The organism is Bdellovibrionales bacterium (assembly GCA_018266295.1).
Lineage (GTDB): Bacteria > Bdellovibrionota > Bdellovibrionia > Bdellovibrionales > Bdellovibrionaceae > JACMRP01.
The window spans coordinates 185,132-207,272 of record JAFEAQ010000011.1 but is presented as its reverse complement, the minus strand read 5'-3'; the positions used below and the strand labels follow the sequence as shown (position 1 = coordinate 207,272).

The 22,141-nt window shown below is 47.9% G+C and carries 20 protein-coding genes; 17 read left to right on the top strand and 3 right to left on the bottom strand.

The window, feature by feature from the left end; genetic code table 11:
* The first annotated feature begins 76 nt into the window (after positions 1-76).
* The 10 genes from JSU04_09680 to JSU04_09635 are packed head-to-tail and all read left to right on the top strand — an operon-like array spanning position 77 to position 9,209.
* Entirely contained in the window at positions 77-583 is a 507-nt protein-coding gene (locus tag JSU04_09680; protein ID MBS1970568.1) for an OmpH family outer membrane protein, read from the top strand.
* A 50-nt stretch (positions 584-633) separates the two neighbouring features.
* Positions 634-1,452, top strand: a complete 819-nt coding sequence (gene lpxA, locus JSU04_09675; GenBank protein ID MBS1970567.1) for an acyl-ACP--UDP-N-acetylglucosamine O-acyltransferase — start codon at positions 634-636, stop codon at positions 1,450-1,452.
* 4 nt (positions 1,453-1,456) lie between these two features.
* Positions 1,457-2,383: a Gfo/Idh/MocA family oxidoreductase gene (locus tag JSU04_09670; GenBank protein ID MBS1970566.1), complete on the top strand. Its 927-nt coding sequence runs from the start codon at positions 1,457-1,459 to the stop codon at positions 2,381-2,383.
* Complete coding sequence (gene lpxB, locus JSU04_09665) at positions 2,380-3,528, top strand: lipid-A-disaccharide synthase (GenBank protein MBS1970565.1); 1,149 nt, start codon at positions 2,380-2,382, stop codon at positions 3,526-3,528. The genes JSU04_09670 and lpxB overlap by 4 nt, the downstream gene beginning before the upstream one ends.
* A complete protein-coding gene (gene lpxK / locus JSU04_09660) occupies positions 3,525-4,544 on the top strand; it encodes a tetraacyldisaccharide 4'-kinase (GenBank protein ID MBS1970564.1) in 1,020 nt (339 codons plus the stop codon). Before lpxB ends, lpxK begins: the two co-directional genes overlap by 4 nt.
* On the top strand, positions 4,516-5,400 hold the full coding sequence (locus JSU04_09655) for a lysophospholipid acyltransferase family protein (GenBank protein ID MBS1970563.1): 885 nt from the start codon (positions 4,516-4,518) through the stop codon (positions 5,398-5,400). Before lpxK ends, JSU04_09655 begins: the two co-directional genes overlap by 29 nt.
* Positions 5,361-6,497: a DUF3108 domain-containing protein gene (locus JSU04_09650; GenBank protein ID MBS1970562.1), complete on the top strand. Its 1,137-nt coding sequence runs from the start codon at positions 5,361-5,363 to the stop codon at positions 6,495-6,497. The genes JSU04_09655 and JSU04_09650 overlap by 40 nt, the downstream gene beginning before the upstream one ends.
* A gap of 48 nt (positions 6,498-6,545) precedes the next feature.
* Positions 6,546-7,718, top strand: coding sequence for a glycosyltransferase family 9 protein (locus JSU04_09645; protein ID MBS1970561.1), 1,173 nt, complete (start codon positions 6,546-6,548; stop codon positions 7,716-7,718).
* Complete coding sequence (locus JSU04_09640) at positions 7,685-8,764, top strand: glycosyltransferase family 9 protein (GenBank protein ID MBS1970560.1); 1,080 nt, start codon at positions 7,685-7,687, stop codon at positions 8,762-8,764. The genes JSU04_09645 and JSU04_09640 overlap by 34 nt, the downstream gene beginning before the upstream one ends.
* Positions 8,754-9,209, top strand: a complete 456-nt coding sequence (locus JSU04_09635; GenBank protein MBS1970559.1) for a hypothetical protein — start codon at positions 8,754-8,756, stop codon at positions 9,207-9,209. The genes JSU04_09640 and JSU04_09635 overlap by 11 nt, the downstream gene beginning before the upstream one ends.
* Before the next feature lie 29 nt (positions 9,210-9,238).
* Here the strand turns inward: JSU04_09635 and JSU04_09630 are convergent, their stop codons facing one another.
* From JSU04_09630 to JSU04_09620, 3 genes are read right to left on the bottom strand one after another with little or no spacing between them, the layout of a single operon-like run.
* Positions 9,239-9,685, bottom strand: coding sequence for a hypothetical protein (locus JSU04_09630; GenBank protein MBS1970558.1), 447 nt, complete (start codon positions 9,683-9,685; stop codon positions 9,239-9,241).
* A 3-nt stretch (positions 9,686-9,688) separates the two neighbouring features.
* A complete protein-coding gene (locus tag JSU04_09625) occupies positions 9,689-11,101 on the bottom strand; it encodes a sigma-54-dependent Fis family transcriptional regulator (protein MBS1970557.1) in 1,413 nt (470 codons plus the stop codon).
* Complete coding sequence (locus JSU04_09620; GenBank protein MBS1970556.1) at positions 11,098-12,966, bottom strand: CHASE2 domain-containing protein; 1,869 nt, start codon at positions 12,964-12,966, stop codon at positions 11,098-11,100. Before JSU04_09620 ends, JSU04_09625 begins: the two co-directional genes overlap by 4 nt.
* Positions 12,967-13,022: 56 nt before the next feature.
* On the opposite strand from JSU04_09620, the gene JSU04_09615 reads away from it, so the two are divergent.
* From JSU04_09615 to JSU04_09585, 7 genes are all read left to right on the top strand, one after another.
* The gene (locus JSU04_09615; GenBank protein MBS1970555.1) at positions 13,023-13,961 is read left to right on the top strand and encodes a bifunctional riboflavin kinase/FAD synthetase; all 939 of its coding nucleotides are present in this window, start codon (positions 13,023-13,025) and stop codon (positions 13,959-13,961) included.
* Complete coding sequence (locus JSU04_09610) at positions 13,948-14,823, top strand: hypothetical protein (protein MBS1970554.1); 876 nt, start codon at positions 13,948-13,950, stop codon at positions 14,821-14,823. Before JSU04_09615 ends, JSU04_09610 begins: the two co-directional genes overlap by 14 nt.
* A gap of 35 nt (positions 14,824-14,858) precedes the next feature.
* Positions 14,859-16,559, top strand: a complete 1,701-nt coding sequence (pilB, locus tag JSU04_09605; GenBank protein MBS1970553.1) for a type IV-A pilus assembly ATPase PilB — start codon at positions 14,859-14,861, stop codon at positions 16,557-16,559.
* On the top strand, positions 16,559-17,605 hold the full coding sequence (locus JSU04_09600; protein MBS1970552.1) for a hypothetical protein: 1,047 nt from the start codon (positions 16,559-16,561) through the stop codon (positions 17,603-17,605). Before pilB ends, JSU04_09600 begins: the two co-directional genes overlap by 1 nt.
* Position 17,606: 1 nt before the next feature.
* Positions 17,607-18,836: a type II secretion system F family protein gene (locus JSU04_09595; protein MBS1970551.1), complete on the top strand. Its 1,230-nt coding sequence runs from the start codon at positions 17,607-17,609 to the stop codon at positions 18,834-18,836.
* A gap of 6 nt (positions 18,837-18,842) precedes the next feature.
* Positions 18,843-20,414, top strand: a complete 1,572-nt coding sequence (locus tag JSU04_09590) for a PAS domain-containing sensor histidine kinase (GenBank protein ID MBS1970550.1) — start codon at positions 18,843-18,845, stop codon at positions 20,412-20,414.
* A 63-nt stretch (positions 20,415-20,477) separates the two neighbouring features.
* Complete coding sequence (locus JSU04_09585; GenBank protein MBS1970549.1) at positions 20,478-21,887, top strand: sigma-54-dependent Fis family transcriptional regulator; 1,410 nt, start codon at positions 20,478-20,480, stop codon at positions 21,885-21,887.
* Positions 21,888-22,141 lie beyond the last annotated feature (254 nt).

Genomic DNA, 22,141 nt, shown 5'->3' with positions numbered 1-22,141 from the left:
CAGGGGCTGAGAAGCTGGTTTAAAATTTTATAAGCTTAAGGAAAAGTTTTTTAACAACAAGGATTTTGGAGGAATGATGAAGAAACAGGTCGCATTGATCGCAAGTTTAGTGATGGCAGCGAGCCTCGTGCATGCAGCGGAAGCGAAAATCGGTTTTGTAGATATGCAAAAAGCTATTCAAAGCACAGCAGCTGGTAAAAAAGCGAAGTCTGAGCTTGAAGGCGAGTTCAACAAAAAGAAAAAAGAACTTGAGAAAAAAGAAGCTGATTTGAAAAAAATGGGTGAAGACCTTGAAAGAAAAAAATCAGTTTTGTCTGAAGAAGTTTTGAGCAAGAAACAAGCTGAATTCCAAGAAGAAATGATGAAGTACCGCGATGTTGTCGGTAAGAGCCAGCTTGAAATCCAAAAGAAAGAGCGTGATTTGACAGCTCCTATCTTGGAAAAAATGAAGAAAACAATCGAAAAAGTGGCTAAAGAAAAAGGCTACTCCATGATCCTCGAGAACAGCCAAATGGTGTTGTTCGCAACAGCGGACTCAGATTTGACTGATGAAGTGATCAAAGCTTACGAAAAAGAAAAATAGTTTGAATGCCGGCGCTCACAAGGCGCCGGTTAACTTTTAAGGAGTGAATTGTGAAGATCCATCCTACGAGCGTGGTTTCACCCGATATTGAAATTGGTCCAGATGTTGAAATTGGTCCCTACTGCCTGATCCAGGGTAAAGGGAAAATCGGAAAAGGAACTTTCGTGGAAGGCCATGTAACCTTGGGTTACAAACACGGAGAGATTCTCATTGGTGAGAACAATCACTTTTCTCCGGGCGCCGTGATCGGCGGACCTCCGCAGGATATTTCATACAAAGGTGAGCAAACAACGCTGGTGGTGGGTAACAACAACACCTTCCGTGAGTTCTCGACCGTCAATCTGCCGACATCTAAGGGTGAGAAGAAAACCATCATTGGCAACAATTGCTACATCATGGCTTATGCTCACGTCGGACACGACTGCAAACTCGGTAATAATGTGATCATGGCTAATAATACGGGCCTTGCTGGCCACTGCGAGATTGAAGACAACGTTGTGATTAGTGCCATGTGCGGTCTCAGTCAGTTTACCCGTGTCGGCCGTGGCGCTTTCATCGGCGGCGGTTCAGTGATTAACAAAGACATTCCTCCGTTTGTCCGGGCCGAGGGCCATTGGGCCGTGGTGCGTGCAACAAATAAAATCGGTTTGATCCGTCGTGGATCCAGCCGCGAAGAAGTGAACAATATCCATAAAGCGGTTCGCATTATGGTGATGGGCACGGGAACGATTGATGAGAACATCGAGCGCATTCGTACCGAGTGTAAAATGAGCGAAAACCTCGAGCATTTCATCCACTTCATTAAGAGCTCGAAAAAAGGCATCGCCATTTCTCGCGGCCAAGGTTCGAAAGAGGTTGCCGATGAATAGTAAGATGAGTCAGCTTCGTGCTGCCGTCGTAGGTGTTGGGTACCTCGGTACATTCCACGCCCAAAAGTATACTAAAAACTCAAACGTTCAGCTCGTGGGCGTTTGTGATTTCTCTCCAGCCCAAGCCGATAAAGTCGCAGCCGAACTCGGCGTGGCGGCGATTCACAAGGCCCAAGACCTTGTTGGTCAAGTGGACTTGGTGACGATTGCCGCAAGCACGCAATCCCACTATGAGCTTGCAAAGCTCTTCTTGCAAAATGGCATCCACGTGAACGTTGAAAAACCAATCACGGCGACCATTCCTCAGGCAGAAGAGCTCGTGAGTTTAGCTCAACAGAAAAACCTTAAACTCGCTGTCGGTCACATCGAAAGATTCAACCCGGCAATCATTGAACTTAAAAAGCATCTGCAAGATACAAAAACCATCGAACTCACGCGTTTAGCGACCTACAAGGCGCGCGGCGCGGACGTGAGTGTTTTGCATGATTTGATGATCCACGACATGGATCTTTTATTCTGGCTTACGGGAAGCGAAATTGAATCTTACATCGCTTCAGGTTCAAAATTGATTTCTAAAGAACTCGATACGGCTCAAGTAGCGGTGAAAATGAAAAACGGCATTCTCGTTGATATCAACGTGAGTCGTGTTTCTGCAAACATGCAGCGCTGGATCCGCGTAACACAGAAAAACAGCATTCTTTTTGCCAACACCGGCAGCATGGAAATGGAAAAATGCGAAGCGGGCAGTGGTGACACTCCCGTGAAAATCACTCAGTGGACTGTGACGAAAGAAGACGCTCTTCAGAAGGAAACGGACGCTTTCATTGATGCTGTGATGAACAACAAGCCAACGGCAGTCACAGGTCTTGATGGTTTGAAGTCGCTGAAAGCCATCGAAGAGATCAAAGCCGCTATTGAGGCCAAATTATGAATGAGGTCATGATCGTCGCCGCAGAAGCGTCGAGCGTGACCTATGCTCAGCGACTGCTTGAGTATTGGCAAAAACAAGGAAAAGAAGTCAAAGCTTTTGGCGTCGGTAGCCGCGAGATGGAAGCTCTCGGTTTTGAACGCATCGGTAAGGCCGAAGAAATGGCCGTTGTCGGTGCGGCGGAAATTATTAGCGCCTATAGCCGTCTTAAGAAAGTTTTCGATGACCTTGTCGCTGCGGCAGCAGCTCGCAGACCTAAAGTCGTTATCGTCATGGATTACCCGGAATTCAATCTGATGCTGGCTAAAAAAATGCATGCGTTGGGGATTCCGGTGGTTTACTACATTTCTCCGCAAGTGTGGGCTTGGCGTAAGGGCCGGGTTCAAACCATTAAAAAATACTGCAAGAAAGTTTTCGTTCTCTTCCCATTTGAAGTGGCATTTTACAAAGAGCACGATGTGCCTTGTGAATTTGTTGGCCATCCGATTTTGGATGAACTCGATGACCGTCTCTATGATCCGCAATATAGAAAAACGCATCGTAACCAATGCGGCATACGTGACGATGAGGTCGTCGTGGGCCTGATGCCTGGCAGCCGCAATCTGGAACTCAAACAGCATTTTGATATTCAGCTAGAAGTCGCACGTCGTTTGTCTAAGAAATACCAAAACGTCAAAGTTTTGATTCTAGTTGCGCCGACTTTTGATAAAGAAAAGCTCGAGCCTTATCTTGAAAACTTCCGTTTGCCATACATTGTGATGAAGGACGAACCAGCCCGCATGATTCACCTCGTGGATTACATGCTGGTGGCTTCAGGAACTGCGACCTTGATGGTGGGCTTGCTGCAAAGACCGATGGTGATCATGTACAAAATGAAATTCATGACCGGGGTTTTTGCAAAGCTCTTCATTCGCGGTGTGAAGTTCTTTGGTCTTGTGAATTTGATTTTGGGCCGTGAAGTGTGTCCTGAGCGCTGGCAGAGTGGTGCAAATCCGGATACTTTGTTTGAGTTGATGGATCGATATTTCCAGGATCCTGCTTACACGCAGAAAGTTCGTAACGAACTGGGGGAGCTTCGCCAATATCTTGGTGACAAAGGGGCTACACAGCGTGTGGCTGCTTCACTTGAGGAGTTCTTTCAGTCATGAGCGGCCTAAAACCGTTAAGCAATTTATATAAAAAAATTGTCGGTTTTAAAAACTATCTCTACGACAAAGACTACTTCCAGTCGCTGGAGTTGCCTGTGCCGGTTTTAAGTCTTGGCAATCTGACCATGGGTGGCACCGGAAAAACTCCGCTGACGGATTTCTGTTTAAAATACTACCAACGCCGTAAGATTAAAACGGCGGTGATCAGCCGCAACTATAAGGCGCTCGTCAATGAAGCTGCCGAAGTGGATTTGAAACACGAACAGGCCGCTGCCTACTTTGGTGACGAGCCCGTGTTGCTGGCTGAAAGAAACCCGCATGTGCACTTTTTTGTCGGCCCTTTGAAGTATGAAACGGCTCTGTTCGCGATGGAGAAGTTAAGTCCTTCACTGGTCGTAGTGGATGATGGGTTTCAGCACCGCAAACTTCATCGTGATGTCGATATTGTGATTTTAGATGCGACAGAAAAACTTGAAAATTACTCCTGCGTTCCGGAAGGGCGCGCCCGCGAACCTTGGGAGTCCTTGTCCCGCGCCACTGCTTTTGTGGTGACGAAAGTAAACCTTGTGCCAGAGGCCCAAGTTGAAGCGTTGCTTGAAAAGCTCCGACCTTTCGGAAAACTGATCGTGCCGATGACCTATGAACTTATGCGCCTGAAGGCGGTTCATGGCTCTGAAGAGAGGCAGTTAAAAGATTTGCCAGGGCGAAAAGTCATGCTGGTTTCAGGGATTGCTCAACCGGCATCGTTTGAAAAGAGCCTCGAGAAATTCTCTTTGCAATTTGTCGAACACCTTAAGTACCGCGATCATTATCCATATAAGTCTGAAGACGTCGATGGGATGGTTCAGCGCTGGCGCGAGTTGGGTTCGCCGGATTTGATAACAACTGAGAAGGATTTTGTGAAATTGAAATCGCTTTGGCCGAAGGAAGTGCCGCTGTGGTACACTCCTTTAGAGGTAAAGATTCAATCCCAGGAGGACGGATTTTATGAGATCCTTGATAAAGTCCTTCATTAAATTTTTAAGCTATTTGTTGTTTTTGCTGCCGCGCTCTTTTGTTCGTTGGATCGGTGGGAGCATTGGTTTTCTATGGGTGGATTTTTTCCGTGTTCGTCGTGACGTTATTTTTGGCAATCTCGATATTGCTTTCCCGGATTGGACGACAGAGAAGAAGCACCAAGTAGGGCGCGAGAGCGTCTACAATATGGGCCGTGGCTTTTTTGAGTTCTTTACGGTGCCGCATTTGAATCAGCAGTGGTTGCAAAACCACGTGGTTTTCGAGGGCGAAGAGAATCTGCAAAAAGCTCTCGAAAAAGGGAAGGGTATTTTAGGCCTGAGCCTTCATTTAGGAAATGGTGACTTGGGTTCTTCTGCGATCGTTATGAAGGGGCAGCCGGTCACGATCATCACCAAAGTTTTTAAAAATCAGTTCTTTAATGACCTTTGGTTTTCTTTCCGTGGAGCCCAGGGCGTGCATTACATCGATGCTCACGGTGATAAAACCAGTTTTGATATTTTGAAAGCATTGAAGCGCAAAGAAATCGTCGTTTTTGTTCTCGATCAGTTTATGGGGAAGCCCTATGGGATTGCGACAAAGTTCTTTGGTAAGAAAACGGGAACGGCCTATGGTCTTTCGTTGTTCGCGATGCGCACAAAGGCGCCGGTGGTCCCGATTTATACCTACGAGGGTGAAGATCAGAAGATGCACGTGGTCTTTGAGCCTGAAATTCCTGTCGAAGATCTGGTGACAGACGACAAAGATGCAAGCACTCTTGCCATGACCCAACGATTTAATGATAAGATTGAGGAAATCGTGAAAAAGCACCCCGAGCAGTGGATGTGGGTGCACCGCCGTTGGAAGGATTTCGAGTGAAGCATTTTGGATATTTCGTAGCATGTTTTTTGCTCGTTTCTTGCTCGTCGGCACCGCTGAAGTATGAAAAAGCCAAAGAACTTGAGGTGAATGCCGAGTTCGACAAAGCGGTGAAAGTGGAAGAAGTCGCGCCATCTGCCGCAGCTACGGGGACTGCAAAGCCCCCAAAGCACGAAGAAACTCCGGTGGTCGTGCCTAAGGCGACACCGTCAGAGCTTGAGCGCACGATAGCTCCGGAAAAGAAAGAAGAAGCTCCGAAGGTCGTGGCAAAGCCGGTCAAGAAAGCTCCGGCAAAATCCAAAAAAGGCAAAAAAATGGAAGAGCCCGCAGCCCCCACTCGTAGACAGCCAGACATCGAGGACGACAACGGTTTTCAAGGCCGCCGTCCGATCAAGGAGCCTTTCCGTGTCGGCGAAGTGATCACTCATGATGTGAGCTATCTGACCTTCACGGCGGGTTCGTTGAAACTTAAAGTAGAGCCGATGGTGAATGTGAACGGTCGCAAAGCTTATAACTTTGTGACGGAGATTACGACGTACCCAGTTTATTCCCGTATTTATAGCGTGAATGACCGAGTTGAGACTTACGTGGATTATGAAACCCTTGTGCCACGCACCTATGCTTTGCACGTCAAAGAATCCGGCCAGCTCCGTGAAGCACGTATGCTCTTTGATGACAAAACCAGCCGCGCGACTTTCTGGGAAAAGAAAGTGACCGAAAAAAACGGCGAAGAAGAAAAGAAGCAAGATTGGGATATTCTTCCTTACTCACAAAACGTTTTCAGTGCGATCTTCTACATGCGCAACTTTCAATGGGAACCGGGGAAAGAAATCGCCTTCCGTGTCGCCGATGATGAACAGAATTTAATCTTTAAAGGCAAGTGCCTGCGCCGTGAAAAAATTGACACTGAGATCGGCGAAAAAGAAGCTCTTGTGATCAAGCCTGAGATCATCCTCAAAGGCAAGTTCAAGCCGGTCGGGGACATCTATATTTGGCTCTCGGATGATGAGTACAAGTACCCGCTGCGTATCGAGGCCAAAATCAAGATCGGCAGCCTCGTTTCAGAGGTCACTTCGATCGTTCCTGGACATAATTAAGCTCTAGGTCGAGTCCCAAGCCGGCCTAAATCCGTCTACAATGGATTTATGGTAAGCTCCTGTCGACATTTCTCCGGTTACAAGCCTTGTGGCAAGAACTCTTTTTGCAATGAATCTTGCCCGCAAAAATCCATTCCAACTTCGCATCTATTAGTGGTCCATTTGGGTGCCATCGGTGCGGTTGTTCGTGCAACGAGTTTGCTGAAATCCATCAAACGTAAATTTCCGGGAAGTCACATCACCTGGGTGACAGATGCCCCCAGTGATCAGCTTTTAAAGCATCACCCTTCGATCGACCGTGTGCTCACAACGAAGAACGACGATATTCTGAGTCTGTCGGCTCTCGAGTTTGATGTGGCGTTTGTGATTGATAAGTCACTCAAAGCCGCGGGTGTCTTAAAGCACACGACGGTGGATCAAGTTTTTGGCTTTAGGGCTCATCCTCGAAGTGGCGCGATTTTACCGGCAACTGCGGCGGCAGAAGAACTTTGGCAACTAGGGCTTGATAATCATCGTAAATTCTTTGTGAATCAAAAGCCTGAAACCCAGCTAATGGTGGAAGCTTTGGAGCTTGGGCCTTTTGAACGCGATGAATACAGCCTTGCGATGACTCTGGCGGAAGAAGCTGAAGCGCGCCGCCGTCACAATGAGTGGCGCGAAGATAAAGAACTCGTGCTGGGGATTAACACCGGCTGTAGCACAGTGATTCCATATAAGAAGCTCACGGTTGAATTTCAGCGCGAGATTATTCAAACAATTCAAAAAGAGTTGAATGTCAGTATTGTTTTGTTGGGCGGCCCCGAAGACACAGAACGCAATGCTCAAATAGCGGCGGGTTTGCCGGTGATTTCAAGCTCGACAACAGCGGGTCTTCGAGATGGCCTTGTCAGTGTTGCGGCCTGCGATGTGGTGCTCACAGGGGATAGCCTTGGCATGCACATGGCCATTGCACTTAAAAAACATGTGGTGGCTTGGTTTGGCCCAACTTGTGCGCAAGAAATTGATTTATATGAAAGAGGCGAAAAAATCCTGTCATCGGCGCCTTGCGCTCCGTGCTGGAAGAGACTTTGCGATAAACAGACTCTGTGCTACGATCAGGTGTCTTTAAGCGATATTATCGGAGCCCTTAAAAGAGGATTTGTACAGTGTCATTATCAGGTGCAGGTCAACGATCTGCCAATGTTCTCATCCAAACCGCCTTTCTCGGAGATCTGCTCCTAAGTATTCCCTTGATGAAAAAAATCAAAGCGCTGTGGCCGGAACAGAAACTTGTTCTGGTCTGCCGCCGTGGAGTCGGTGAGTTCTTTGCGAAGACCGGAATGGTTGACGAAGTTCTCGAGATTAAAAAAGGCGACAGCGAATCCTATCGCGGAGTTTTAAAGACACTCCAGCATATGCAAATTGAGAAAATCATTTCTCCGCACGAGTCTCTGCGAACTGCGTTTTTTGTGCAGAAACTTAGAGCTAAAGAAAAGATCGCCTTTGCAAAGCCCTGGAACGGTTTGTTCTATGGTTTGCGTGTGAAAAAAAATTACGATCTGCCGGATGCTATTCGTCAGCTCAGTATTTTGCAGAACTACGATGCTGATTTAAAATCTAAAATTGATCACTTCGCGGTGGAAGGTAAACCCTACACCGTGGCCGCAAATGGACAGCTTGCCAAGACGCCCGCATGGGCTTCGATGAGCCTGCGTGGTTTTTACGATACGCACAGTGCGGATATTGATGCCGCTCTTTCTAAAGTTCATTTAGAAAAGGCGGTCGCAAATAAAGCTGTAGCGATGTTTCCGGGAAGTGTTTGGGCGACCAAGCGTTGGAAAGAAGAAGGCTACGTGCAGGCGGGGCAAAAGCTTTCAGCTCAAGGCGTGCCGGTGCTGGTGATGGGCGGTCCTGGGGAAGAAGAACTCTGTGCTCGTGTGGCTCAGCAAATTCCCGGGGCGCGCGATCTTTGCGCGAAGACTTCGATCTATGAATCCGCTCTGTTGTTGTCGCAGCTGGCGGCAGTGATTGGCAATGACAGTGCCTCGATGCATTTGGCGGCAACCAGCGAAACAGCCTCGGTTGTGATCTTTGGGCCGACCATTCTCGAATTCGGTTTTCGCCCGTGGCAGGATCGAGTTTTTGTGGTTGAAACCCATGGCCTTGCGTGCCGCCCCTGCGGTAAGCATGGACATAAGAAATGTCCCATCGGCACCCATATTTGTATGAAACAGATTTCAAAAGACGAAGTGCTTGAGAAACTTCAAGGAGTTCTTCATGAAGCTTAATTATATTATTTCCGCTTTCTCAGCTTTGACATTGGCCGCATGTGTGACGGAGACAAAACCACTCACACCGGAAGATGCAAAGCCCTACGTTGCCACTGTGACATCAAATCCGGCGACAACTGAAAAACCGAGTTCGAACACCACGGCGGCTGCACTCAAGTCTAAAAAAGACTCGATCCCTGGTCACTTGGTAGTAAAATGCCGTATCGATAAAATGGGGAAGGCCTTTCAGTGTGGTTTAACCACGGTGAAGCTCACAAATGAAATGTCAAAGTCGACAACAGAGACGACCTTTAAAGGCGAGCGCACGGCAATCCCAGTGGCTTCCGATGGCTCTTACACCATCGAAGTTTCAACCAAGGGCTGCGATGGTGAGCGCAAGTTCGCCGGTATGACGAGCGGCATGGGCCTGACAGCCCAGTTTGAAAACTGCGGCACGAAATAGTGCCAGGCCCTGTTTCTTGTTGCGGGAAGTTAATTTCTACAGATGTTGAGTGTACGAAGTTTCCAGGAAGGGCTGCAATAGTCCTTCCAAACGCCAGCATCATAGACTGAGTAGGCATAAAACCAAGTCACTGATTTCGTCGCCGGAGTGACTTTTACTTCATCGGGCACCACGTCGGGCTGAGTCCCGTCAATTTCCACACACCAGCCATAGGCACGCATCTGAGTGTCTGATAAAACTTCAAGGGCTTCATCGCCGCGTGGAGAATTATCAATTGAAGAAATCCCACTGCGGTCACCGGTAAACGGCAATTTCAATGACGTTAAAGTGCTGACTGTGAAGTCGCCAAGGGTCGTCTCAGTGGCGGGCACTGACGTTTGTGCTATCGGTGTTTCAGAGCAAGGGCCAAGGACTTTGAAATCAAGTGCCCAGGCCGAAGAGGAAATCAATAGGGATGCAACAACGGTCTTTAGCACGGATTAGTCCTCGACCGTGTATTCTTTGACGTTGATGCCGTACTTACGGATTTTTCTAAGAAGCGTATTCTTAGGAATATTCGCCTGTGCCACCGTTTGATTGATGCGGCCATTGTTTGCTTTCAAGGCGCTGATGATAAAGTCTTTTTCCATCTGGTCTTTGAAAGCGTCAAAATCCAGAGGGCCAGAGTAGCCCAGCGGGGCCGTTTTCATGGCGTGGTCCTTGCCGCTTTCGCGAACATTTTCAGGCAAACTTGCCGCTGTGATTTGGTTTGAGTTCTCAACAATGAACGCGCGTTCAATTACGTTTTCAAGTTCACGGATATTGCCCGGCCAGCGATAAGATTTTAGGATCTCTAAGGCCTCAGGGCTGATCGAAGTGATTTGGCTTGAATGCTGTTTGGCGAATTTTTTAATAAAATGCGGAACCAGCGCCGGGATGTCATCCGTGCGATCACGAAGAGGTGGCAAGAAGATCGGCATCACGTTTAAGCGATAGAACAAGTCTTCGCGGAAAGAACCGTCTTCCATCATTTTTTCCAAGTTACGATTTGTTGCAGCGATGATACGCGTGTTGGTTTTAACTTCACGGTTTGAACCCACCGGAGTGAATTTCTTCTCTTGAAGAACGCGGAGTAATTTTACCTGCATGTCCGGGCGAAGTTCACCGATCTCATCTAAGAACAGCGTGCCGTTGTTAGCGATTTGGAATTTACCGATCTTACGTTCTACGGCACCTGTGAAAGCACCTTTTTCGTGACCGAAGAGTTCGCTCTCCATCAAGTTTTCAGGAATCGCACCGCAGTTAATCGCCGTGAACGGGCCGCTCTTACGAGGGGAGTTAAAGTGAATGGCGCGAGCGACGAGCTCTTTGCCGGTTCCATTCTCGCCACGAATCAGGACGGTTGTGTCGACTTTGCAAAGGCGATAGATGAGGTTAAAAACCTCTTTCATTTTTTGAGAACTTCCGACGAATTCGCTCTCGATATCGTCATCAAAGATCGGATTCGAAAGTGCCAGGCTTGAAACGAGATCGCGGGCCTCAAGGCAGGTGCGCACGATTTCAGTCAGACGTTGCGGATTCACTGGTTTTTCAACGTAGTCGTAAGCGCCGTCTTTGATTGCCGTCACGGCATCTTGCAAGTTGCTATGAGCAGTCATCAATACAACGAAAGTGCGTGGATCATGCTCTTTGATCGCAGCCAGGGCTTCAAGGCCGTTCATCTCAGGCATTTTTACGTCCATCAGAACGAGGTCGAAATTGTGACCACGGACTTTATCCAAAGCTTCGCGACCGGTGCTGGCCTCATCAATTACGAATTCCACATCAGGAATCGCTGTTTTAAGAATCGAGATCACTGAACGGCGCAGTTCTGCTTCGTCATCTACGATCAGGGTGTTTAGGATATTTGTCATGTAATCACCTCTTGCGAGCTATCGCTTGTATCATCACTTAAAGGCAGGGTAAATGACACCGTGCTGCCTGAGCCGACTTTCGACTCTAGGGTCACTTTACCGCCGTGCAGTTCAATAAAGTACTTCACGAGATAGAGTCCAAGACCGGAACCTTTTGATTTCATATCTTGATCTTTACCGCGAGTAAATTTACCCCACACATTGTCGAGATCCTCAGGTCGGATCCCTTCGCCATTGTCTTTTACTTTCACAAAAATGGAATCATCGGTTTCATTCGAGAAGATCTCGATCTGGCCGTTGCGCGGAGTGTACTTGATCGCATTGTCGATCAGGTTCACAACCACTTCTTTAATCAGTGTCGTATCGAACTCGGCCGAGAACATCGGCTCAAGCTCGGTTTGAATGCGGATGTTCTTTTCAGCCGCGAGCGGACGAAGCTGGTGGATGGCCTCTTCGATGACTTCATTGATGTCAGCCACTTCTTTGTGAACTTTGAAGTCGCGTGATTCAACACGGAGGACTTTCAAAACCGATTGCACGTAGCGGTTGAGCTCATCGCCACTGGCCCGCAGAGAGCGTAAGTCCTCTTGCAGTTCAGGGCTTTCATGCTGAGTCAGCAAGCGATCGACGATGGCTTGGATTTTTGCAATCGGCGTTTTCAAGTCATGGCTGATGAGACTCACGAAGTTGTTTTTTAGTTGCTCAAGCTCTTGCAGGTATTTTTGCTCTTGCTGCAGGCGGAAGTTCAGTCGCTCGATGCGGTTGGCTTGGTAGCCGATAAAGATCACCCAAGTTGCCAGCAACAAGATCGACGGCGAGTAGGCCGGAAGCCAAATATAGAATGTATCAAACACCCACGCCGACAAGGCGGCAATCGAAAGGCCGAGCCACAGCATGAATACGAGTGCCACCGATTGCGGGTACTGCGTGATCAAGAAAACCGCGATGAGAGTCAGCGCTGCCATCAAAAGCGCATAAAGCCCGAAATGCCATTGGATGATCCACTTGTTGCCAAGAAGGTCATCGGTAATATGTGCCAGCGTCTCTGTCCGTGAAAGTGAACCCACCGGAGTCAGATACTGAGGTCCCGAGTTGGTTTCGGCACCGATCAGGATGATTTTATTTTTGAAGGCATTCTCGGGGATTTCTTCGTTGAGAACTTCCGCGAGCGAGTACTGAGTAAACACACGGGACGACCCGCGGTAGTTGATAGTGACTCCGGTGCGAGTTGACGGGAATTTTTTGTGAGTGATCTTTTCCACCAAGTGCGGAATCACATCACTCTGAGCGAAGATGTGGCGAATAACGCCGTCTTCATCACGGCGAAGATCATTGGTCGCGATGTTGTCGTGTTTGTCGTTGGTAAAGAGCGGCTCATACAGGCGCTCAAAATTATTCGTGCTTGTTGACCAGACGATACGAGGGTCTTTAAAGATTTTTTCTTCGGCGCGATTGAGGCTGACGCCGCCGACGTTGATACCGAAATACAGCGTTACACCGACGGATTGTGGGTCTTGTTCTAGAATTTTTTTAAGCAAGCCGGTCCAGATCTCTTTATTCCAGAAGAAGCTGTCGGTGATGTCGGTGAGTTCCGCGACGTTTTGAATGGAGTTCGTGCGCTTCTCGTAGATTGAGGCAAAATCAGATTGTTTGATGGTGATCAGAACGATTTGCGAAGACGCCGGTTGATCACCCCGCAAATTGAAGCGTTGGTCATAGGAGTTCCCCTCATCGCTCGACAGAGCCATGATGCCGATCACCCAGCAAAGCAGGGTGCGGAGCCAAAAACCTCGGCGACGCAGAACGAGCTTCGAAAGGGTTTGAATGCGACTGAAATAGGGGCTTGGTTTCACGCGATGCAACATAGCAAATTCTGCTAAAAATTCAAGAATTAAAGGAGCTTATGAGGTATTATCCTCCTATGCAGATTTTTCAGGGTGTTGAGGAGCTTCCGCAAGACTGGAGCGCCTCTGTAGTGAGCATTGGGAACTTTGATGGGGTTCATCTTGGCCATCAGAAGCTATTACGTCGTGCGGTCCAAGAGGGGAAGGCTTTAGGCCTTCCGATCACGGTCTTTACTTTTTACCCGCATCCGGTGACGATTCTTTATCCTGAGCGCAAAATTCAGCGCCTTTTTGACCAGCGCGATCAGCGCGACCAGCTTGATCATCTGGGGATCACCCATATGGTTGAGCAGGAATTCACTCGCAATTTTGCCAAACTTTCGGCCTCGGATTTTGTGCAATTTTATCTAATCGATAAGCTCAAAGTAAAAACCCTGGTTGTGGGCTATGATTTTTCTTTCGGTGCCAATCGCCAGGGTGATATCGCGTTCCTTGAAAAGATTTGCCAGGAAAAAGGGATTAAGCTCGTTGTCGTCAGCGCGCACGAAGAAGACGGACTGATTGTGTCTTCATCAAAAATTCGTGATGAGCTTAAACTCGGCGACTTGCAAAAGGTGCATGCATTTCTGGGGCGCAATTACTATGTGCGGGGGATCGTTCATCATGGTGATGCCCGTGGTCGCACGATCGGTGTACCGACGGCGAATGTGACTCCGACGGTGGATTTTGTTCCTCGTCGCGGCGTTTATATTACGCAGACTCATTACCGAAATAAAACTTATCAATCGATTACCAATATCGGTTTTAATCCGACCTTTCACGGCGAAAAAGATCCGCCGATTAAGACGGAAACTCACTTGTTTGATTTTGACGAAGATATTTACGGCCAAGAGATTCAAGTGGATCTGCTGCAGTTCTTGCGCGATGAAAGGAAATTCTCGGGCATTCAAGAACTCTTAGGTCAAATCCGTAGCGACATCCAAGAGGCAAAGGATTTCTTCAATGGCCGACGCTAAGCCCACGGGGAAGATCCTGGAGATCGGTGATCAGTTGTCACTGTCGGGCCGGCACATGAATTTGTATTTCAAGAACCGCCATTGGCATGCGGAGTGTGTGGCGTTGAAAGATCGCTCTTTGACGGATCTGAAAACCTGGCTTCCGTACGTACAAGAAGGCGCGCTCATGCTTCGAGTGGCGCCGGAGGAATCTCCGGTGGTGCTGGAACATTTTCCGCATTTGCCGACGGCAGTGCGCTGGCTTGAGACCGCGGATTCTTTGGTGCTTGAAAATGGGCAGTGGTGGCCGCGATTGTATACTTATGAAACTTTGCGCGGTTTTATAATCTCGCGCTTTCGTGACCTGGATATCAGTTTGAATTCCTATGTCATCGGGGCAAATCATATGGGTCGTGTTGCAGCGGCGGTGATGGCTCACTTGGGATTTTCGCATATCAGTTTAGTAGACGAAGATTCAGATAAGCTTCAGCAAGAGGTGGAGCTTTTACGCCGTTATTTGTTTGGTGTGAAGATCGATGCGGTCCCGGCACACACTCTGACGGTGCAGGAAGAGCCGGGGTCTTTGATGTTAAATACGCTAGTGCTTCAGGACGATAGTACTGTGCTCGGCGATCTTTCTTATTTTAATTTTATGAAAACCGGCGGAGTCGTCGTCGACATCTCGGAATGCACATCCCATAACCGTTTGTTGGAAGAGGCCGAGCGAGCCGATCTTAAAATCCTCTCTGGGCTTGAGGTCCAGGCTAGGATTGATGCGGAAATTCTGATGAAACAGTTTCCGAGCGAATATATCACGCATGAAGATTATCTCGAGAGCTTCAGTGACAATTTGCAGGGGTTAAAAAACTCATCTTCCGTCTAGTTACAAAAAATGTCACCCCACGCTAGAATGTTTCCATGTCGTCACTTAAGATTGGTGAGATTCTAGTAAAGCAGGGCCTTTTAAGACCGGATCAGTTGAATCAGGCTCACGAAGAACAAAAGAAATCAGGCGGAGCCCGCCTGAGTCAGATCATTATCAGTCTCGGTTTTCTAAAAGATAATCAAATACTTCGCGCGCTGGAAAAGTATTATCAAGTGCCGGGTGTTGAGGTGAATACTTTTGAAATCGACGCAAGTGTTGTGAGTCTGGTTCCGCGTGAGATTTGTGATAAACATACTTTGATCCCGATCCAGAAAGCCGGCAACACGTTGGTTGTGGCCTTCGCCGATCCGTCGAATATTGTTGTTAAAGAAGATTTACGTTTCATCTCTCGTCACCGCATTCAAGCAGTCGTTGGTACTGAAGTGGCCATCGCGGCAGCTATCGATAAAAACTATGGCGGTTTGATCAGCTCCAAGGCGCTGAATCAGATGAGTCAGGAAGAAGACGCCGGCATTGGTGCCGCGAATGTGGAAATCATCGACGAAAGCGGCGGCGGTGACACTGATGCGCCGATTATCAAATTCGTGAATGCGATCTTAGCCGATGCGATCAAACGTCGTGTATCTGATATTCACTTTGAACCTTATGAAAAACGCTATCGTGTGCGCTTCCGTATCGATGGTGGTTTGATTGAAGCAACGGCACCTCCTTCTGGTTCCGCGGCGGCTATTGCTTCGCGTGTAAAAATTATGTCGAAGCTTGATATTGCAGAGAAACGCCGTCCTCAGGATGGTCGTTTGAAAATCCGCACCAATAAAGGTAAAGAGATGGATTTCCGCGTAAGCGTTCTGCCGACTCTCTTTGGTGAAAAAGTCGTTTTACGTCTTTTGGATAAATCAAACTTGCAGCTTGATATGACGAAGCTCGGTTTCGAAGAAGACGATCTGAAGCTCTTTAAGCATATGATCAATCTTCCGCAAGGGATGGTTTTGATCACCGGTCCAACGGGATCCGGTAAGACGACGACTATTTATTCTGCGTTGTATGAATTAAATAAACCGGATGTAAACATCAGTACTGCCGAGGATCCTGTCGAGTTTAACTTGGAGGGAATTAATCAGGTGCAGATGAATCCGGATATCGATCTGACTTTTGCCAATGCGCTGAAGTCCTTCCTTCGTCAGGATCCGGACATCGTCATGGTGGGTGAGATGCGTGACCTTGAGACCGCAGAGATCGGTTTTAAAGCGGCTTCAACAGGTCACTTAGTTGTGAGTACGCTGCATACCAATGATGCGCCGGCGACGATTGTTCGTCTGACAGAGATGGGTGTGGCCCCGTACATTATTACCGCCACGGTGAACTTGATCGTAGCTCAGCGCCTTGTCGGTAAGATTTGTGAGAACTGTAAAGCTCCGATCGAGGTCCCGCCACAGACGTTGGTGAACCTTGGTATTCATCCAGATGAAGTTCCAGAGTATCAGTTGTTTAAAGGCCGCGGTTGTGCGACTTGCAATGGCTCTGGAATCAAAGGCCGTGCGGCGATTTACGAGCTTATGCCGATGACCGAAAAATTAAAAGAAGCCATCTTGAAAGGTGCTTCTGCCGGTCAATTGCGTTTCTTGGCGCGTGAACAGGGGATGCGCACACTTCGCCGTAGTGCTTTGCTAAAACTTAAACGTGGTGTGACCACGATTGAAGAAGTCTTAAATTCATCTGTGAAGGACGTCTAATGGCCGCTATGAACTACTTTGCGGAAGCAAGAAAACGCAAATCGCAAGAGCTCCTGTTGGTTTTGGGCAGCGAGGCCAAGTGCCGCGTGCAGCAAAGCTGGGTCAGTCTCGGAGATTCTCCGGTCTTGCTGAGTGAGTGGAATCAGGTCCTTAAAGCGCTGTTGAAAACAGAGCAGATGGCACGCTTAGAGCGTGAAGGCGCGCTTGAGGGCTGTGCTCAGATGTCAGATGGTGTGCGCACTTCCTACAGTATTTTTCAGAGCCATGACTGTTTTAAAGCGCACTTTTGTTTTGAACCTATTAATGTTTTTGAAACTGAACTCAGTCTGCCGGCGGTTTTTTTGGAAACTATCAGCCGCCGCCAAGGTTTGATTTTACTCGCGGGCCCGGTGCATCCGTTTAAAACCAATACTTTGGCGCAGACTTTGTTCCGTTTGAATAAAGATCATGCATTCCATGGTGCGATCTTCTCGAAGCAGGCCTTCCCCGGCATTCCTGAAGAGAAGGCCACATTCGTTTATCAAAGCACGTCCGTCAGCGACGCTGCTGAGACGGGTTTTTTCTCAGGTGCGGATGTGGTTGTACTTCATGAAACAGTGACGGCAAAAATTCTCGCGCAAGCGATGGATCTTTGTGATGAAGGTAAAATGGTTGTGATGACCATTGCTTCCAGCACGCTCATGGGTGCTTATCATAAATGTCTTGAGCTCCTGTCTCAGACTCCGAATCCTCACTCTCTCTGGCGTTTTGCCGATCATTTGAAACTCGCAATATCTCAGCATCCTATGACCTCTTTGGCTGAAGAAACGATTCTCGGCTACGAGATGATGCTGAATACTCCTGAAGTGAAATCCGCACTGAGCCAAGGAAAGCTCTCGCCGGTTGAAAACCTTCTGCACACTCATCAGGAAAACAGCGGTGTTCTCAGTCTTAATCAATCCATTTTACAATTATTAATACGCCGTCGTATCGACATGAAGCAGGCTTTTTTGGTAACTCACGATCCGGATGGTCTCGACCAACTTTTAAAAAAGGTAGGCATCTAGAATGGCTCGTTATTCTTATACCGCCAAAAATATGGCCGGGCAGACTCTCAACGGTGAGCTAGAAGCCGCCAACGAGAACGAGGCGCGTGTGCGCCTTCGCGCTCAGCAGTTGATTCCACTCCGCATTGCTCGCAATGGCGGCGGAGCTCGCCCTGGTGTGAAAAAGAGCGGTGGCGGTTTATTTGCGCCGAAAGTAAAAACCAAAGATCTGCAGATTTTTACTCGTCAGTTTTCGACATTGATTAATGCCGGTATTCCGGTTGTGGATGCATTGAAAATTCTTTCAGAAGGTTTGCGTCCGGGCCTTTTGCGGGATGCCTCGAGTAAAGTAAAGTCTTCGATTGAAAACGGGAAACGTCTTGCGGATGCCATGGCGGGGACTCAAGGTGTATTTGATAAGCTGTATGTGAATATGATCCAAGCCGGCGAAGAGGCCGGTATTCTGGATTCCATTTTGAATCGTTTGGCGATTTACATGGAGAAGTCCGAGAAAATTAAAGGCCAAGTGAAGGGGGCGATGGTTTATCCTGCCGTGATCCTCGTTGTTGCCGGTATCGTGATCTCCGGTATCTTGGTTTTCATTATTCCAAAGTTTAATGAGTTCTATAGCTCTGCAGGGAAGGCGCCGCCGGCGCTGACTCAGATGGTAGTAAACTTAAGTAATTCACTCGTGCAGAAGTGGTACATGTATATTGGCTCTGCGATCGCAATTCCGTATGCGATCATGTACTACCTCGACACTCCAGAGGGAAAACAGAACTTTGACGCTTTTGTTTTGAAAGTTCCGGTGGTCGGCGAAGTGGCTTTGAAATCCGCGATTGCGCGTTTGAGCCGCACACTTTCAACGCTCTTGTCTTCGGGTGTTGGTTTGATCGATGCGATTGAGATCGCCGCGCGGACCTCGGGTAACGGTGTGATCGAAGGAATCTTGATTAAAAGTAAAGACTCTGTTGTTCAAGGTCGCAGCTTCTCGGCGCCGTTGGCAAAAGAGAAGGTCATTCCTGAGATGGTTGTGCAAATGATCGCGATCGGTGAGCAGTCCGGTACCATGGACGTGATGCTCGGTAAGATCGCGGACTTCTATGAAGATGAAGTTGAGACATCTGTGAAGGCTATGACCTCATTGATTGAACCGCTGATGATGGTGTTCCTCGGGGGCATTATCGCAGTTCTCGTTATTGCGATGTATCTCCCAATCTTCAATATGGGCGACATCGTTGGAGCAGGATAGGAATTCATGATTGCTGCCGTTGGCTCGCAAAGAAACTACAATCAAAGGCTGATCGTCGCGTTTTCGCGGATCAGTCTTTATCTGTTGATTCTCGCGGTCAGCCAGGTTTCATTCCTTTTGCAGAAAAGCTTTATCAATTGGTCTTTGGTTGCACCATTTTATGCGATTATCTGTTTGGCTCTTGGGCTCCATGTTTTCTATGTGCATTACCTCGACAAACTGGCGGAGCGTCGCTGGTTGTATTTTACCGGCTTTATTCTCGATTCGTTGTTTCTATCTTTGCTGATCACATTTAGCGGTCTGAATCAGTCGCTCTTTCTGTTTTTGCACTTGGTGAATATTCTGCTTGCCGGTTTGGTGTTTCAATCTCGCGGTGCTTTGGCAATGGCACTCTTTAGCAGTATCTTCTTTACGCTCGCGAGTCTTTTTGGCCCTGAAATGAAAGCCATGAACTACGTGTTCTTGCTAGCACTTAATAACATCGCCTTCTTCTCGGTGGCGGGTCTTTCGGGCTATTTGAGTGAGCAGTTGCAGTTCATGGGGGTTGAGCTCACGAAGACGGGTCTTACTTTGCGCGAGATCCAAGAACTCAATAAAGCTATCGTCGGTCATATGCCGTCGGGCTTGCTGACATTTAACCGTCAGGGTGTGGTTTTGCAGGACAATTTGTCTGCGCAAAAGATATTCGCGGGCCGTACTTTGAAAGATACGAATATCTTTGAATTTCTGCCGGAGTTTCCGACGTCTGTGACTGACAAGAAAGATATCTATTGGAAAAACTCTGAAGAAACCAAGATCCTTCAGGTGAGTGTATCATCGGTGTTCAGTCCGGTGATTGAAGGCGATCTTTATATCGCTCAGATCGAGGATTTGACGCGGGTAAAGCAACTCGAATACTCGGTTCGCCAGAATGAAAAAATGGCGGCGATTGGTGGCTTGGCCGCGGGCATCGCGCATGAGATCCGTAATCCGCTGGCGGGGATCAGCGGCAGTGTCGAACTCTTGTCGCAGACGACGTCAAACGATGACGATAAAAAGCTCATGAAGATCATCCTTCGTGAGATTGACCGTTTAAATAATCTTATTACGGAATTCCTTGATTACTCTCGCCCAGAAGAGCCGCCGACAGACCCGGTGGATCTCGTCAGCCTCACGAAAGAAGTCATGGATAATATGCAGACAAACAAGGCGATTCGCCAGGATGTCGTAACGAAGATTGAGATTCCTGAGAAGGCCGTGATCCTTGGCCGCCGGGATAAACTTAAACAGGCTTTCTTAAATATCATCATCAATGCGTACCAAGCGATGGACAGCGTGCCGGTGGCGCGTTTTGAAGTCACTGTGAAGTACGAAGGTAAATTCTGGAAAGTGGTTTTGAAAGACTCCGGCTGCGGTATGAGTGAGTCCACTCGTCGCCGCATGTTTGAGCCTTTCCATACGACGAAGAGCAAAGGCACGGGCCTTGGTCTGGCTGTGACTCACAAGATTCTTGAGGGGCACGGAGCACAGATCTTCGTCGAGAGCGAGCAGGGAGTGGGGACGACTTTCACTCTGCTTTTTCCTGCAGTAAGTGTTTAGATCGAATAAAAGATTTTGAAATTCTTGCGATCACACGTGAGAATAGTTTTATTAGGAGTATTCATGAAATCCCGTATCTTGGTAGTAGACGATGAAGAATCAATCCGCGAGTTTCTTGAGATCATGCTCAAAAAAGAGGGTTATGAAGTAACTCTTGCTGAGGATGGCCAGAAAGCGAAAGATCTTCTCGCGAAGAAAAGCTTTGATATGATTATCTCGGACTTGCAAATGCCGCATGTCACAGGGATCGAGCTTTTGAAGCACGTGAAAGAAACGGCTCCAGAAATCGTGTTCATGATGATCACTGCTTTCGGTACGACAGAGACTGCGGTTGAAGCGATGAAGATGGGCGCGTATGACTATATTACGAAGCCTTTCAAGATCGACGAAGTTCGTTTGAACATTCAAAATGCTCTTCGCTCACGCAATCTCGAAGTTGAGAATAGATCTCTTAAAAAGGAACTCGTTAAAGAATACAGCTTTCAGAACATGGTCGGTAACTCTCAGGCCATGCATTCCATTTTCGATATGGTAAAGCGCGTGTCGCAAACGCCAACCAACGTTCTTGTGACTGGGGAATCTGGTACGGGTAAAGAGGTTGTGGCGAAAGCGATTCACTACAACGGTCCACTGAAAGACAAGCCGTTTGTGACAATCAACTGCGGTGCGATTCCTGAGAACTTGATGGAATCTGAGATGTTCGGTCATAAAAAAGGTTCCTTCACCGGGGCGGTGACTGATAAAGCGGGTCTCTTTGAGGTGGCGGATTCTGGAACTTTGTTCCTGGATGAGGTCGGTGAATTGCCGCTCACGATTCAGGTAAAGCTCCTCCGCGCGATTCAAGAGCGTGTGATCCGTCGTGTGGGTGCCACGGAAGATATGAAAGTAGAAGTTCGTATCATCGCTGCAACCAATAGAAATCTCGAGGAAATGGTTCAGAAGGGCACTTTCCGTCAAGATTTGTTCTATCGCTTAAATGTTATCAATATCAAAACTCCAAGCTTGCGTGAGCGCCGCGACGATATCCCGCTTTTGGCAGGTCACTTCTTAAAGAAATACAACGAGCGTTTGAATAAGAACATCGGCGGTATCTCGACAGAAGCGATGGATATTTTGAAAAAATACGATTATCCAGGGAACGTGCGTGAGCTCGAGAATTTGATTGAGCGCACAGTGGCTTTGGAAGGTGGGGCGATGATCCTACCTGAAAGCTTGCCACCGATGGTGAACACGAGCTCGGGTCGTAAGATGGCGTCATCAAATGAAATCGAAATCGGCGACGACGGTGTAGATCTCGATAAAGTCATGGGCCAAATCGAGAAGGAATTGCTGGTAAAGGCGATCCACGCGGCCGGCGGCGTAAAGAAGCGTGCAGCGAAGCTGCTCCATATCTCTTTCCGCTCAATGCGCTACCGCATCGAGAAATACAACCTCGGCATCGTTGGCGACGACGAGTTGTCAGACGAAGACTAGGATTCTGATTATATTAAAAAATGAAAACGGCGAGAGGAAACTCCCGCCGTTTTTTTTATTCCTGAGGCCAAACCGATCCGAGCATAGGCATGCGCTATTGGTCACATATTCATATGCTCATTAAACTTCCAACTCGAAAAGCTTATTTAGCATTTATCAGAACTGTTACTTCTTTGCTTGTAAGCCTTCTTTCAAAGCTCAAAGATAAATCTTTAAAAGGCCTTTTTGACCTTCGCCCCTTTACAAGGATTTTA